Origin of the sequence: Exiguobacterium sibiricum 7-3, from assembly GCF_000620865.1 — a bacterium.
Lineage (GTDB): Bacteria > Bacillota > Bacilli > Exiguobacteriales > Exiguobacteriaceae > Exiguobacterium_A > Exiguobacterium_A sibiricum_A.
Genome location: NZ_KK211190.1, coordinates 2,611,599 through 2,626,591, shown reverse-complemented (window position 1 = coordinate 2,626,591; position 14,993 = coordinate 2,611,599). Strand labels below are relative to the sequence as shown.

The window sequence follows — 14,993 nt, the reverse complement described above, 5'->3', positions numbered from 1 at the left end:
AAAGTGGAAAGTCAATCCTTATGTTTGTAGAGCGCGAAGAACCGTGGCTCCTAATGTTTTCGCCCCAATCAGTAAGGCCCGCTCATCGATTTCGTACTTCGGATGGTGTTGTGGGTAGATTGTTCGGCCATCTGTTTTCGCAGATCCGGTGAAGAAGTAACTGCCCGGGATCTGCTCGAGGTAATAGGCAAAATCATCCGCTGCCATCATCGGTTTCATCTCACGAACCTGTGCTTCGGGTAAAAAGCTGGCCGCTTCCCGGACGAGCTGTGTTTCATCCGGATGATTCCAAAGCGACGGATAACCGGTCGTGAAATCAATCGAATAATCAGCGCCGATGCCGGCGCAGGTCGTCCGGGCGACGAGATCCACCTGTTGACGCAACTGATGACGGAGTTGTTCGTTGAACGTCCGGATCTCTCCGACAATCCGGGCTTCACCGGTCACGATGTTTGGTGCTGTTCCGGCATGGAAAGAACCGATCGCAACGATTGCCGGTTCGAACGGGTCAACACGTCGGCTGACGAGGTGCTGAAGATTACAGACAAGCTGTGCACCGGCGACGAGCGCGTCCTGCGTCCGGTGCGGGGCTTGGGCATGACCGCCTTGACCATGAACGACGATTTCAAATTCATCGATGGCACATAACGTATGACCGCTGTGATAACCGATTGAGCCGACTGGCAGCTCGTTTTCGAGGTGAGTACCGAAAATCGCATCAACGCCGTCGAGACAGCCGTCCTCGATCATTTGAATGGCACCACCTGGAAAGACTTCTTCGCCGTGTTGATGGATAAAGACGACAGTTCCTGTTAATTCATCTTGAATGCCCTGAAAAGCAGCGGCGAGTCCAAGAACGATGGCGGTATGCCCGTCGTGTCCGCAAGCATGCATGACACCGGGATGGATTGAACGAAACGACAATTCTGTTTCTTCCTGTAACGGCAACGCGTCAAAATCGGCCCGAACGGCGATTGTTTTTCCGGGACGAGTGCCGGTCAGCGTGGCGACGATGCCGTTGCCACCGACGTTTGTACGGTAAGGAATACCGAGTCCATCGTAAAAAGCAGCGATTTTAGCAGGCGTCCGGACTTCTTGAAACGATAGTTCCGGATGGCGGTGAAAGTCACGGCGTAAACGAATCATCTCGGATTCGTAGTGATCAAGAGCAGTAAATAAATTTTCTTGCATCGAAATCATCCTTTTCGGTATGTCTTGAGTAAAAACGGGTACAGATAGAGGTAATCAATTAGAGGAGGAATCAACATATGGGTGAAATCATCGTCAATGCCGTTCTTACAGTCAAAGCAGGGTTAGCAGATCAAGTCTTTCCGATTCTAAGTACGGTCTACAAAGCAGCGCAAAACGAGCCGGGTTGCTTGCGTTATACATTACATCAATCAATTGAAAATGAACATCAGTTCATGCTCTATGAAGTCTACCAAGATGAGGCAGCACTTGAGGCCCACATTGCATCGGACCACTATAAAGCCTATCGCGAACAAATCGAATTATACCTTGAGGACCGTCAAGTGACGAAATACGTCGAGATGACATTCTGAAACAAGGAAAGAAGGGCGTATGGGATCCTCTCGGATTCCATACGCCTCTTTTCGTTTTTACATCGATTTAAAGCCGAGGAAGTGTTCCCGCCAGCGTGGTTCATAAATCGAGTTGATTTGCAGCTGTGAGCCGCCGGCATGAATGAAATATTCATTGTCGAGCATGATACCGATATGTGATGGTCCATCTGTGTACGTATTTTCGAAGAAGACGATATCCGACCGTTTCCCACTGCTGATCGTCGTCCGGCGATTCGTAAAGAATGCACCGTACCAGTAGCCGCTGACATTCGTCCGCCCGCCGTATTTCCCGGCTTCATTCGTAGCGTAATGAATCAGTCCGGAACAATCAAACCCGCCGTTGGCTGCTGTTTGCGAACCCCATGTATACGGTGTTCCTAAGTGTTTGGCCGCTGCTTGAATCAACTTTTCACCGCGCGATGTGTTTTTCTGTGCAATCCGTGTATCCGTTTTTACGGTGACGGCACTGACCGGCAGATAGACAGGGGACCAGCCGGACTGAATGACATAAAAATTGCCGACCCGGTACCGGGGATAGACCCGTTTTCCCTGCTCGATCAACCCGGAACTTTTCGGACTGACCGGTGTCGCAAAATAAGACGTCGTTGTTTTGACTGTGTAGATTTTTTGACGGTTAATTGTTTGTTGGGTGTAGCGCATATCCGGTTTTGTCGTTCCGATGTAGGGATTGATGACATAACCTGTCGTCCCGTTCGGCAGGCGGACGTGCCAGAAATCATCGTCAATCGCCTTCAGACCAATCAACTTTGTTCCTTTGCTTAAGTAGCCGGCAGGACGGCTGTACGCGACATCAGCTGAAAACAGCGGGGTCTGATCAAAATGAACATAAAAGACCGTTCCGACTTTAGACGGTGCGACCGGTTTGTTTAAGCCGAGTCTGCTCGAGTCGACAAAGCCAAACGTCGTCCCGATCTTGACCCGGGTGTAGTAGCCGCTTTTGCCGTAAACCGACAGCTGGGTATTCTTTTTGAGTGTACCGATTTTTCCCGTCAGACTGGCCTTTGGATGAACGACCACTTTATCATCGAGCACATAACGGATTCCGGTGATATCATACAAATCCGGCTTTTTCGTCACGAGATCCGTTGTCTTGACGTAGCCATATACCGATCCGGTTTTGACCCGTGTGTACGAGCCGCTTGTTCCATAGATGTCAATCTGTTCTGCTCGTTTCATAGTGCGGACAATCGTTTTTGCCGTCGTGTCTTTAAAAATCGATGTCGGTTTACTCGCATACCGGAGGCCTGTCTTTGCATAAACTTTTGTTGTGGCGAGCGTATTCGTTAAGACGTACGCATATTGTCCGCGGAACAAAATCCGGCTGTACGCACCGCTCGTTCCATAGACCGTCAGCAGGGTGTTCGTCTGGTGCTGTGTTAAGACGGAGCTTGAAGTGTCAGGTGCTGAACGGATCGCCGTCGGTGTCTGCACATATAAACGGGCCGTCTGTGGATAGACCTTTAAAGGAGCGAGCGTACTCGTCAAGACGTACGCGTATTGTCCACGGAATAAAATCCGGCTGTACGCGCCGCTCGTTCCGTATACGGTCAGTAAGGTATTCGTCTGGTGCTCTTTTAAGACGGGACTGGACATGTTTGGCGCTTGGCGGATCGGAGTAGGGGACTGGACATACAGCCGGGCTGTTTGCGCAAAAAACTCCACATCTCCTAACTGGGTTGTCAAGACGAATCCGTAGACGTCATTTAACCGGACGCGTGTATAGGCACCGGATACGCCGTAGATATCGACTAATTGATTTTGTGACAATGTTCCAAGCGGTTTCCCGGTCGTCGCAGCGGTTGGGTAGACAGTCGCAAGCTGTTGAATATACTTTTTGCCGGTTGCTGCATACGCGACGACTGGTTTCGTTCCAAGGTGAGCCGTTAAGACGAAAGCATATGAGCCGTTCAACTCGATCCGGGTGAAGTCACCTGACGTCCCGAACGTCTTGATGGAATCATTTTGTTTCAACGTGGTAAGCGGTGTTCCGATTGCATCAGCGGTTGGATAAACAGATGTTTTTTGTTGGACGAACCGTTCTCCTGTCGCCGAATAAACAGGAGTTGGACTCAAATCCGCCGTCAGGATGAACAGATAGCCGGTATCCTGTTTGATGCGGGTGAAGAGCCCGACCTGACCATATGTATCAATCTTTTTATTTTGAGCGAATGTCTGAGCTGTCGCTGTTGATGAATCCGCCGTTGAATAAAGGACTGTAACCTTATTCGTATACTGACTGTCGATTTTCGGATAGGTAGGGGTATCCGCCAATTGGTCTGTCTTCACAAAGCGATAGACTCCATCCAGCAAAATCCGCGTGAAGAGACCTTCGACTCCAAACGTCTCGACTTCAGTTGCTGCGGGCAGGGTAGCGACCGCTTCTGTACTTTCAGTCGTTTCGAAGACCGGAGTATCGGTTTGGGTAAACTGTTTGCCGGTCGCAACTTCCGTTTGCTCATCGGCGACTGTTTGCGAAACATTACCCTCTGCAAGCGTATTGATCGGGAAAGAACTGAACAGCATGACGGAAGCGGCAAGTGTCGTGAACCATTTTTTTGAAAGAGGCATCGTATATAAAACTCCATTTCTATAGAAAATTAATTTTTGATCCAATTAAAACTAAGTTTACCATGTTCATTTTTAATGGTGTAAAAAGATATCAAAAAAAGTCAATCATCACCCAAATGATACAAGAAGCGTGGAAACGCAAAAACCGGTCCCTCCTTTGTGAGAGGCACCGGTCTGGTTTATCTGAATACTCCCATCTCTAAGCGAAACGTAGATGGAAGTAGTTCAATTTGGATTATCTTCATGGTCAACTTGCCATTCCCAATCGAGCATGCCGTAAATGAGGGAATCACGCCAATGATCTTCGAGATACACCGTTTCCCGAAGTTGTCCTTCTTTTGTCATTCCGACTTTCTGCAGGACACGTTCGGAAGCGACGTTTCGCGGATCACACGTTGCTGTAATCCGGTGTAACTCCAGTTTCTCGAATCCGAATTCAAGTAAAAACGCGGCAACGGATGTCGCATAACCGTTTCCCCATTCATCCGGCGACAGGATATAGCCGATCTCCGCCGTTTTGTGTTCCGTATCGGTAATGACCAGTTCACCGGCTCCGATGACACGATCATCTGGGAAGGTGACAGCGAAGACATACCGGCGGCGCGGATTTTCAAGTTCGCTTTCAAGTGCATCATGAATAAATTGTTTACTGTCACTTTCGGAGTTGGGTCCCCACGATTGATACTGACTGACGATGGGTTTTGAGGCATAGGCATGGACAGCTTCTAAATCTTCTGGAGTGAAACGACGGATCCGTAGTTGCTCATTGATTTTATAGCGCATGATGGACTCCTCCTCTATGGTTGACTCTCTATACCTATTAGCTACTTTTGGCGATTTTCCTGTTTGACAGGTAAAATCAAGCGTGCTAAAGTCGGGGTATCGAATGAAAAGAAGAGTAATCCTCTAGGGTTCCGTTCGGCTGGACCAAGGGAGGAACATGAGGGGAACCTCATGCAACGGAGGGATAAAAGCCCGGGAGTAAAGCGTTTTTAACGCTTACTCCCGGGCTTTTTTGTTTGAACCAGCATCTGTGAGGAGGAAGTGACATGACAAAATATTGGTTAAGTATCATCTTGGCATCATTTTTTGAGGTCGGTTGGGTCATCGGTTTAAAACATGCCGCGACGCCACTCGAGTGGGGAGCGACGATTATCAGCATCATCGTCAGTTTCACTGTTTTGATCAAGGTCAGTAATCATCTGCCGGTTGGGACCGTCTATGCCGTTTTCGTCGGACTGGGGACAGCCGGTACGGTGTTGACCGACATCCTGTTGTTTGGTCAATCCGCGTCGATCATCAAGTTGATGTTGATTGCAGTGCTGCTGATCGGTGTGATCGGTCTGAAGTTAGTCAGTGGGGAGGGTGAAAAACAATGAGTTGGTTGTATTTAATTCTGGCAGGACTGTTTGAAATGCTGGGTGTCGTCTTGATCAATACGTTTAACCAGCAAAAAAACGCTAAAAATCTGCTGTTAATGTTCGCCGGTTTTGGTCTCAGTTTTTTATTCCTGACCTTGGCGATGAATGGGCTACCGATGGGAACAGCCTATGCGGTTTGGACAGGAATTGGAGCAGCCGGCGGTACGATTCTCAGCATGATTTTTTACAACGAGGCAAAGGACTGGAAGCGGATTGTCTGTATTGGTTTAATTCTCAGTGCGACGATCGGTTTAAAGCTGACGGGAGAATAAACATATCATTTAGATTACTTTTCCTGTCGGAGCCGACTTGTTGGCATACTTTATCCGAAAAAAGGAAATACTCCTTATAAGACAAGTACGTCATAAAAATCGTGCATAAGGGGATGGATCGGTATGAAGACAAAACAGTATATCGGAACGTTTTATAAAGAAGAAGAGCTGATTTCGAAAATGGATGAGTTGCATCAGCAAGGTCATCGCGAAGAAGATTTTTATATCATCGTTAAAGAGAAATCGAACCTTCAACTTGTCCGCAGTCAAATGGATGCGGAAATTGCGACGACAAAACCTTCATGGATCGACCGGATTCGTGGGAATCAAGGACGCGATCAAGAAGTGAATGATTTGTTTGGTTCGCTCGATTTACCAGCGGATCAAGTCGAAGTCCATAAAACGGAAGTGGAAGGCGGCAGATTCGTTCTGTTACTGGAAGTTCAGGACATCCAGTTTGATCCCCATCTAAATACAGACAATACACATCCGGACGTCAAAGTACGTTACGGCAGCTATGAAGAGACGCATACATCAGATGATGCCAATTCAAATGCGCAACTTGGATCGGGCAACCCGCTCGATGTGGATAAAGACTCTAAAGAAGAACACGCGGAGATTGATTTGCACCGTGCTGGCACTGACAAGATGCCGCAAGACGAGAAAGCAATCAATCACGCCAAACTGGACGGTAACCGTGAACCCGATATTGCGATGCGCCGGGATGATGATTTTAAACGTCCGGAGTGGGAAGAACAAAAGGCGCGTCACGAGGAACAGAATAACGAGAAAAAAGACGAAATCCACCGTCCGAACCGTTCAGCGGACTATTCCGATGATTTAGCGAAACAAGATCATGGAAATGATTTGGATCGTTAATCAACAAAAAAAGGCTGACATGATTGTCAGCCCTTTACATGAGACGATGTTCACGTTGACGTGAGCCTCGTCTTATTTTTTATGCATTTCGTCCGGATTCGATCCGGTCCGTTCATTCCGATTGAGCTGATCGATTTGTCGCATCTCATCCGATGATAAGGCAAAATCAAAGATGTCCAAGTTTTCCTGAATCCGGTTTGGTGTGACGGATTTTGGAATCGCAATGATGTCATGCTGCAGATGCCAGCGGAGAACGACTTGAGCCGGCGTCTTGCCGTGATGTGCTGCGATGTCCGTGATGACCGGTTCCGTTAAGGCATCGCGTCCCTTCATCAACGGACTCCACGCTTCGACGACAATCCCGTTCGTTTGACAAAATTCGCGGATGGCTTCCTGACTCAAAAACGGATGCAACTCGATTTGATTGACGGCAGGGACAATTGTTCCCTCTTCCAGTACTCGTTGTAAATGCGGAATGTGGAAATTCGATACACCGATGGCTTTCGTTTTGCCGTCTCGATACAGCTGTTCTAAAGCACGCCACGTCTCGATATACAAATCCTCGTCCGGCATCGGCCAATGAATCAAGTACAAATCGACATAATCGACACCGAGCTTTTGGAGACTGGTTTCAAATGCGGCAAGTGTCTGGTCGTAGCCCTGATCCTTGTTCCAGACCTTCGTCGTCAAAAAGATGTCTTCCCGTGGAATCCCCGAATCTTTTAAGGCACGTCCGACACCGGCTTCGTTTTCATAAATCATCGCCGTATCAATGGAACGGTAGCCGACCCGTAAAGCCTCCCGTACTGCTTCATACACTTCCTGTTCCGGGACTTTAAACACACCATACCCGAGTTGCGGCATGACCAGTCCGTTGTTCAATGTAACAAACTCCATTTGAACTCCCCCTTAAAATGATAGTCCTGTCTTACCCAGTTTACGCTTTTCCCTTTCGAAAATCGAATCACAGGAGGGGTTGAATTGGTACATGGAAATCCGTATACTGAGCGTTAACAAATAATGGGAGGGATCAGGATGATTCGTCAAGCCGTTTTACAATACATACACGAAGAACAAGCCGTCGATCGACTTTCGGAATTGTTACGGGGAAGAAAAGCTGTGCTGATTCACGGCGAACAGGCATTAAAGTCGTCCGAACAGTATTTGCCGGAACTGCCGAAGCTGTTGTTTTCGGGACACTGTACCGATCAGCAGGTAGCAGAGCTGACAGAACGATGTGCAGCATATGAAATCATCATTGCTCTCGGTGGCGGTTCCGTCATTGATACGGCAAAACAAGTTGCTGTTAAACGAAATTGTCCGTTGATTGTCATTCCGACGATCGTCTCGAACTGTGCCCCATGGACACCCCTTAGTGTCATGTACGACGAACGGGGGCAGTATCTTCGTTTCGATACGATTCCTGTCGTCATCGAAGCATTATTGCTCGATCACCGGATTTTAGCAGCCAGTCCATATGATTATTTTGTTGCCGGACTCGTTGATACGTTAGCCAAGTGGTATGAGGCACGCGCTCTCAGTGGCACATCGGCAGATGACCCGGTTGTCGAGTCCGCACTGCGGATGGCCGAACACTGTAAAGAGCTGATTTTGCGGACGCCGATCAGTCCGGAACAATTTAAGGACTATCCGTCATCGATTCAATATCTGGTGGAGACGGTCATTCCCCTTGCCGGAAGTGTCGGTGGATTCGGTGACGCAGCGACACGCGGAGCGATTGGGCATGGTGTCCACAACGCATTGTCACCGTTTCCTTCAACCAAAACAATTCTGCATGGAAGCAAAGTCGGATATGGCTTGCTGGTACAGGAACTATTGCTTGGTGAAACGCAGTCTTACGAAGAGTTACAGCAATATTTAGGAGACAATCAGCAACCGACGACGAGTACAGAGCTCGGCTTGACGGAGTTGGAGCGAGAAAGCTTGGCGGAACGAATTGGTCAAGAACCCCTCTGTCAATTGATTGAGACCGACCTGTCTCCCCGTACGATTTTGGAAACTTTAATGAAAAATGATCAACAAGCTGTCTGCTCGCGTTGAGTAAACGCTAAAAAAATCCTGCACCCGGATTGTCGGGGCAGGATTTGTTATTGTGCTTTAGCAAGTTGTTGATACGGGGCAGGGCGACCAAGAAGATAACCTTGTCCTAAGTCAAATCCAAGTTCACGGCAGAGATCCAGTTCCTCCTGGCGCTCGATGCCTTCTGCAAGAATTTGAATGCCCATCTCTTTTGTCAGATGACGTGCTTTTCGTAAGAAGGCTTCATTTTCCGCCACCGTATCACAGTGGGAGATGAAAGCACGGTCAATTTTAATGTAATCCGGTTGAAGCAACGATAACATATCAAGCGTCGAGAATCCGGCACCGACATCGTCAAGTGCAACTTGAATACCTTGTTTTTTATACTGTTCGAAAACGTGTTTCAAGTGATTGACGTCTTCGATTTTTTCCGTCTCAACAACTTCGAACACCAGTCGGCTAGGGTCGACATTGTATCGTTCGACGATTTCGAACGTATGGCGCAGACAATATTCCGGATTGTAGATCGTTGAGGGGAGGAAATTAATAAATGTCTTTTCCGTTCCGCCGACCAAATGAGTAGCGCGGATGGCTTCCTCGCGCGCCCGTTGATCGAGTCTCGAGTGAAGTCCCATCTTCGAAGCGGTCGAAAAAAGCAGACCGGGTGACATCGAGACATTTTCATCCGCCGCCCGAAGCAGAGCTTCGTTGGCAAACAGGGTGTTGTCCTGAATGTTAAAAATCGGTTGCAGATGACTCGTCATGATTCCATTTTGAATGAAATCGATCGTTTGCCGGTTCTGTAACTGTTCCAGTAAAGCAGAAGCAGCGAGAACCGGTGTGGTAAGACGTGATCCAACTGGCCGACATGTTACCGGGAAGTCAGCGATTCGTAAAGTTGCTGTCAGTAATTGTTCCAGTTCTTCAAAAGAAGCGTAGGAAAACACTTCGGATGCAGGTGACTGGATATGTAGAGAACCAGTCTCGATAAAACGGATTGTTGTTGTACATTCGGCGCAAGGATGCCACATGAATAGGTGTCCACCTCTCTTATTTCAAATACACGGGAAAAAGATGTATTTATTAAATTAGTTAAAATCTTTACCCAAAGATAATCTATCTATAAACCTGATATCAACCATTTACCTCTCCATTGACCAAAGTAAAAAAAGAGGCAGGCAAATTCGTTTAATAACGAATCAGTCTGTCTCTTTTATCGGCTGTTTGTTACATATTCTAAAGCATTACGACCGTAGCGATACTATCCAGATCGTCGCATGGAGTAAAATCGCGAGTGGGACAAAAAGTTGGAATTTAGCAGTCCTGGTTTTATGGCGGACAAGTTGCATCGCTAGCAGTGTACCAAGTGCCCCACCAAGGAAAGCAATCGTTAATAAGGTCGCTTCCGGTGTCCGCCAGGCCCGTTGTTTCGCCTGACGTTTATCCCGCCACATCGAAACAAATCCAATGACGGTCATGATGCCGTAAAATACGACGATAGTTGAAAAAATAGTCATGTCAGTCCTTACCTTTCCGCGCCGCCGCCGCCGGAACTTCCACCGCCACCCCGGCTCCCACCGCCACCGCCTCCACCACGCATGATGGCAGAAAAGATGTTGATGATGGCAAAGAAGAACATGCCGCCAGTGAACTTCATGTCGAGGAATAATAAGAGAACGAGACCGGCACCAATCAGGACTTTTGCCCATGTACTCAAACCGCCGTCCGCACTTTTCTTAACCGGATCCTGCGATTCAAGCGACTGTTCTTTTGAAACGACACTGACGACCGCTTTATAGGTTTCTGACGCTGCCTTCCCATAATCACCTTGATCACGGTAGGGGACAGCGTACTTGTCGAGAATTCGTCCGGCTGTGATATCGGTCAGAATGCCTTCGAGCTTATAGCCGACTTCAATTCGGAAATTCCGGTCTTTTTCGTTTGGAGCTACGACGACGAGAATTCCGTTATCTTTTCCGGCCTGCCCGATACCTTGAGCACGGAACGTTTCATTGGCATACGTGCTTAAATCTTGTCCTTTTAAATCAGGGACAGTCTTGAGCACAACCTGTGCCGTCGTATATTGTTCGAGTTCTTGCCCGAGACGAGCGAGTTCCGCTTCTTCCGACGCGGTCAGCAGCTGTGCATCATCTTGGATGAAGAACGCTGCGCCCGTGCGTTCTGACACGGCTTCGGCAGTCGGAGTCAGAAGGAAGAAGACGAGGAACGCGGTAAAAAGCAGGCGCGTTCGTCGCCAAATCATTTCGAGTCACTATTGAAGTCGACCGTTGGATTTTCACGGTCACTTTCTGAGATTTCATAATATGGTTTTTTCTCGAAACCAAACGCCGAAGCATAAAGCGAAGTTGGGAAACTGCGACGTTTTTTATTGTAGACTGTCACGGCATCGTTATAATCTTTACGGGCAATACCGAGACGATTTTCCGTTCCTTCAAGTGTATCCATCAACGATTGGAAGCGTTCACTTGATTTCAGTTCCGGATACGTCGTTTGCAAGGCAATCAATCCGCGAAGCGAAGACGTGACCTGTTGATCGGCTTCAATCCGTTGTTCGGTTGACGCGGCACGGGCAAGACCTGCTTGCGCCTCAGCGATATCACCGTAGACTTTTTGTTCCTGACCGGCGACACCTTTGACGGTTTCGACGAGATTCGGAATTAAATCCGCCCGGCGTTTGATTTGGTTATCGACTTGCGACCACTTATTTGAAACATCTTCTTCCACATTGACGAGACTGTTGTATTGTCCGATTGCTAAAAAGGCAATCAGGACGACGACTGCAATCCCGATGATGAGAGGTAACTTGGAACCTCCACGATTTCTACGAGCCATACCGATGACCACTCCTTTTTTCTGTATCTCAACTATCTATACCCTAATCTGTCGCAATAAGTTTCAAGAAATAAAAAAACCATCAGCGAATGGCTGATGATTTTAAGGTTACATGTAAACGACGACTGCAAGAATGGCTGCTAAAACAAGGCGGTAAATTGCAAACGGAACGAGTTTGATTTTGTTGATCAGTTTCAGGAAGAAACGAATCGACAGTAGCGCAAAACCGAACGAAGCGATGAAGCCGACTGCATAAAAACCAAGGTCTCCGACATTGATATACTCCCAGTTCTTGACGAGCGACAGTGCACTTGCACCAAACATGATTGGAACAGCCATGATGAACGTAAAGTCTGCTGCCGTCCGGTGATTCATCCCGAGGAAGACCCCTCCGGAAATCGTCGAACCGGACCGTGAGAATCCCGGCCAAAGCGAGATGCACTGGAACAGACCGACAAGGGCTGCTTGGCGGTACGAAATTTGATCAAGCGTCGTTGTTTTCGGTTCTTTTGGTCCTAATTTATCAGCCGCAATCATCAAGATAGCGCCGGCTGCAAGACCGATGATGACGGTATCGATCGAGAAGAGGTTTTCATCGATGAAGTCTTCGAACAACAGACCGAGAACGGCTGCCGGAAGTAAACCGATCAGGACGTGGCGTAACTTTAATTTGTGTGTACCCGACGCATCGTGTTCGCCTTCAATTTTGTAAAGACCGATTAAGCTGAACAGCCGTTTCCAAAAGACGACGATGACGGCTAAAATCGAACCGAGCTGGATGACGATTTTAAAGGTATTGGCTGAATACTTACCTAAAAAATCTGTCGTTTGGAGCCACATATCATCGACGATGATCATATGTCCGGTCGAAGATACAGGAGCGAATTCCGTCATGCCTTCGACGAAACCGAGTAAAAGTGCTTTAAGTAATTCAATGATAGTCATGTTATTCTCCTTCTATATTTTTCTAATTAAAAACATATCATGTTTTATTCTTCTGAGATAGAACTAATCAAAATATCGGGCGCAAGTCTGAGACAAAAGTGACTTGTTGAAAAATCAAAAAGAGCGTAAACTATCCTTATAATCAAACTATCGTTTGAATGAGGTGAGAGAATGGAAGCAAAAACAGAACGTCTGCAAATTACAGGAATTGATTGTGCCAACTGCGCGGCGAAGGTAGAGCGGGGTGTCGCGAACGTAACCGGCGTCGAACAGGCTGATTTGGATTTTGCCGGTCAGAAACTCTATCTGACGTATGAAAAGGACGCTGTATCCGACGATACGTATCAAGCGGTCGTCGAACGGATTCAGCAACTTGAACCGGATGTCCGTCTGGTCCGGACAGCATCCGCAGAAGCAGTTGATCCGCATCAACAGGAAGACCATGACCACAGCCATTCGCACGACCACGGTCCATTTTTGAACCGGACGAAAAAATTACAGTACAGTATCGGGATGATATCGTTCATCAGTGCTTTTTTCGTTCCGGGATCAATTGACCTTCTATTTTTCGCAATTGCCTACTTTCTAATCGGTTGGGATGTTCTTCGAACCGCCGTCCGGAATATCCGGCACGGACAAGTGTTTGATGAAAACTTCCTGATGGTCATTGCGACAGCCGGTGCCTTTTTGATCGGAGAGTATCCGGAAGCAGTCGCCGTGATGTTGTTTTATCAAGTCGGAGAGTTTTTCCAGCATCGTGCCGTCGACCAATCCCGAAAATCGATTGCTGCGTTGATGGATATCCGGCCAGATGTCGCGACGCTTGAGGATGGACGACGTGTGAATCCGGAACAGGTGAACATCGGTCAACGGATTCTTGTCCGGGCAGGGGAGAAGGTTCCACTGGATGGAACCGTTCTGAAAGGAGAAGCATTCATCGATACAACTGCATTGACCGGAGAATCAGTCCCGCGGCGTGTCCGTCCGACCGAACCGATTTTAGCCGGGACGATCAATACGGATGGTCATCTGTTGATCCAGGTCGATCGACGGTACAGTGAGTCGACCGTCGCTAAAATTCTCGATTTAGTCGAAAATGCGTCACGTCATAAAGCGCCGACGGAAAAATTCATCACACGATTTGCACGGGTCTACACCCCGATTGTCGTCGTGGTTGCAACACTTCTTGCCATAGTTCCTCCGCTTGTCATGAACGGAGCAACGTGGAACGACTGGATTTACCGGGCACTGGTATTTCTTGTCATCAGTTGTCCCTGTGCGCTCGTCATTTCGATTCCGCTGGGCTTCTTTAGCGGGATCGGTGCCGCTTCCAAACGCGGTATTCTTGTCAAAGGCGGAAATCATCTCGAAGCGTTACAACAACTGGATACGGTCGTCTTCGATAAAACGGGAACATTGACGGAAGGTGTTTTTGAAGTCGTCGAGCTGAAGGCCGTGCATGGATCAGAAGACGAATTGCTTCGTGTCGCAGCGACCGTTGAGCAACATTCCAATCATCCGATTGCCAAATCGATTCAGCGGATGTACGCTCTGCGCGGTTCTGTTTCGACCGCTGTTCAAGACTATCAGGAAGTAGCCGGTTCCGGCGTCGTCGGACGGTTCGGCACGGATCAGATTCAGGCGGGAAATGCCCGGTGGTTCAAAGAAATCGGCTTGACGCCACTCGATCAGACCGAAGACGGGACTTATGTGCATGTTGCCCGAAACGACAGCTACCTTGGATATATCCGGATTGCCGACCGTATTAAAAATACGACGATAGAAGCCTTACGCGAACTAAAAACACTCGGGATTCGCCAAACAATCATGTTGACCGGGGACCGTCGGGAAACGGCGGAACGGATCGGACAGCAAATCGGGATAACGCAAGTAAAGGCAGAACTGTTGCCGGATCAAAAAGTGGAACAACTCGAAGCGATCTTAGATCAAGCAAAAGGACGTGTCGCTTTTGTCGGTGACGGAATCAATGACGCTCCGGTATTGACGCGGGCGGATGTCGGGATTGCGATGGGTGGACTTGGAAGTGATGTCGCGATTGAAGCAGCGGATGTCGTCCTGATGACGGATGAACCGAAACAACTGGTCGAAGCGATTCGGATTGCCCGGGCGACACGCCGGATCGTCTATCAGAACATCACGTTTGCACTGGGTGTCAAAGGAATCTTCTTATTGCTTGGTGCCTTTGGTGTTGCGACGATGTGGGAAGCCGTTTTTGCCGATGTCGGTGTGACGGTCCTCGCGGTCTTAAATGCAATGCGGATTTTACGGAAATAAGAATGGATGGGGCTGACTCAGATAGGAGTCACTCATCTTTTCATGCCCGTTCCTCAGGCGAGACACAAACCCGTTTTCCCGCCTCATTCAGGCAGGAAAGCGGGTTTTGTTTGTCT

At 48.2% G+C, this 14,993-nt stretch carries 15 protein-coding genes; 6 read left to right on the top strand and 9 right to left on the bottom strand.

Features of this window, described 5'->3' with window-relative positions:
• Positions 1-18 precede the first annotated feature (18 nt).
• Entirely contained in the window at positions 19-1,191 is a 1,173-nt protein-coding gene (locus P402_RS0114545; protein WP_026829348.1) for a M20 metallopeptidase family protein, read from the bottom strand.
• Positions 1,192-1,268: 77 nt separating this feature from the next.
• On the opposite strand from P402_RS0114545, the gene P402_RS0114540 reads away from it, so the two are divergent.
• Positions 1,269-1,562, top strand: a complete 294-nt coding sequence (locus tag P402_RS0114540) for a putative quinol monooxygenase (RefSeq protein WP_026829347.1) — start codon at positions 1,269-1,271, stop codon at positions 1,560-1,562.
• A 57-nt stretch (positions 1,563-1,619) separates the two neighbouring features.
• Here P402_RS0114540 and P402_RS16580 read toward each other — a convergent pair whose 3' ends face one another.
• Entirely contained in the window at positions 1,620-4,172 is a 2,553-nt protein-coding gene (locus tag P402_RS16580; RefSeq protein ID WP_235188889.1) for an SH3 domain-containing C40 family peptidase, read from the bottom strand.
• Positions 4,173-4,397: 225 nt separating this feature from the next.
• Complete coding sequence (locus P402_RS0114530; RefSeq protein ID WP_026829346.1) at positions 4,398-4,955, bottom strand: GNAT family N-acetyltransferase; 558 nt, start codon at positions 4,953-4,955, stop codon at positions 4,398-4,400.
• Between the two features lie 266 nt (positions 4,956-5,221).
• On the opposite strand from P402_RS0114530, the gene P402_RS0114525 reads away from it, so the two are divergent.
• From P402_RS0114525 to P402_RS0114515, 3 genes are all read left to right on the top strand, one after another.
• A complete protein-coding gene (locus tag P402_RS0114525) occupies positions 5,222-5,551 on the top strand; it encodes a DMT family transporter (RefSeq protein WP_026829345.1) in 330 nt (109 codons plus the stop codon).
• Positions 5,548-5,865 carry a DMT family transporter gene (locus P402_RS0114520; RefSeq protein ID WP_026829344.1) on the top strand — a complete coding sequence of 106 codons (318 nt, stop codon included), beginning with the start codon at positions 5,548-5,550 and terminating at the stop codon, positions 5,863-5,865. Before P402_RS0114525 ends, P402_RS0114520 begins: the two co-directional genes overlap by 4 nt.
• A 123-nt stretch (positions 5,866-5,988) precedes the next feature.
• Positions 5,989-6,744: a general stress protein gene (locus tag P402_RS0114515; RefSeq protein WP_034770071.1), complete on the top strand. Its 756-nt coding sequence runs from the start codon at positions 5,989-5,991 to the stop codon at positions 6,742-6,744.
• A 72-nt stretch (positions 6,745-6,816) separates the two neighbouring features.
• Here the strand turns inward: P402_RS0114515 and P402_RS0114510 are convergent, their stop codons facing one another.
• Positions 6,817-7,641 carry an aldo/keto reductase gene (locus tag P402_RS0114510; RefSeq protein WP_026829342.1) on the bottom strand — a complete coding sequence of 275 codons (825 nt, stop codon included), beginning with the start codon at positions 7,639-7,641 and terminating at the stop codon, positions 6,817-6,819.
• Positions 7,642-7,779: 138 nt separating this feature from the next.
• On the opposite strand from P402_RS0114510, the gene P402_RS0114505 reads away from it, so the two are divergent.
• Positions 7,780-8,805 (top strand): iron-containing alcohol dehydrogenase family protein, encoded by a 1,026-nt coding sequence (locus tag P402_RS0114505; RefSeq protein ID WP_026829341.1) that lies wholly within the window; start codon positions 7,780-7,782, stop codon positions 8,803-8,805.
• A 47-nt stretch (positions 8,806-8,852) separates the two neighbouring features.
• On the opposite strand, the gene P402_RS0114500 is transcribed toward P402_RS0114505, so the two are convergent.
• From P402_RS0114500 to P402_RS0114480, 5 genes are all read right to left on the bottom strand, one after another.
• Entirely contained in the window at positions 8,853-9,815 is a 963-nt protein-coding gene (locus P402_RS0114500) for an EAL domain-containing protein (protein ID WP_026829340.1), read from the bottom strand.
• 213 nt (positions 9,816-10,028) lie between these two features.
• The gene (locus tag P402_RS0114495; protein ID WP_026829339.1) at positions 10,029-10,301 is read right to left on the bottom strand and encodes a DUF1294 domain-containing protein; all 273 of its coding nucleotides are present in this window, start codon (positions 10,299-10,301) and stop codon (positions 10,029-10,031) included.
• An 8-nt stretch (positions 10,302-10,309) separates the two neighbouring features.
• Positions 10,310-11,047 (bottom strand): TPM domain-containing protein, encoded by a 738-nt coding sequence (locus tag P402_RS0114490; RefSeq protein ID WP_026829338.1) that lies wholly within the window; start codon positions 11,045-11,047, stop codon positions 10,310-10,312.
• Positions 11,044-11,637 (bottom strand): LemA family protein, encoded by a 594-nt coding sequence (locus P402_RS0114485; protein ID WP_012369324.1) that lies wholly within the window; start codon positions 11,635-11,637, stop codon positions 11,044-11,046. The genes P402_RS0114490 and P402_RS0114485 overlap by 4 nt, the downstream gene beginning before the upstream one ends.
• 108 nt (positions 11,638-11,745) lie before the next feature.
• The gene (locus P402_RS0114480; protein WP_026829337.1) at positions 11,746-12,582 is read right to left on the bottom strand and encodes an undecaprenyl-diphosphate phosphatase; all 837 of its coding nucleotides are present in this window, start codon (positions 12,580-12,582) and stop codon (positions 11,746-11,748) included.
• Between the two features lie 171 nt (positions 12,583-12,753).
• On the opposite strand from P402_RS0114480, the gene P402_RS0114475 reads away from it, so the two are divergent.
• Positions 12,754-14,877 (top strand): heavy metal translocating P-type ATPase, encoded by a 2,124-nt coding sequence (locus P402_RS0114475; RefSeq protein WP_026829336.1) that lies wholly within the window; start codon positions 12,754-12,756, stop codon positions 14,875-14,877.
• Positions 14,878-14,993 lie beyond the last annotated feature (116 nt).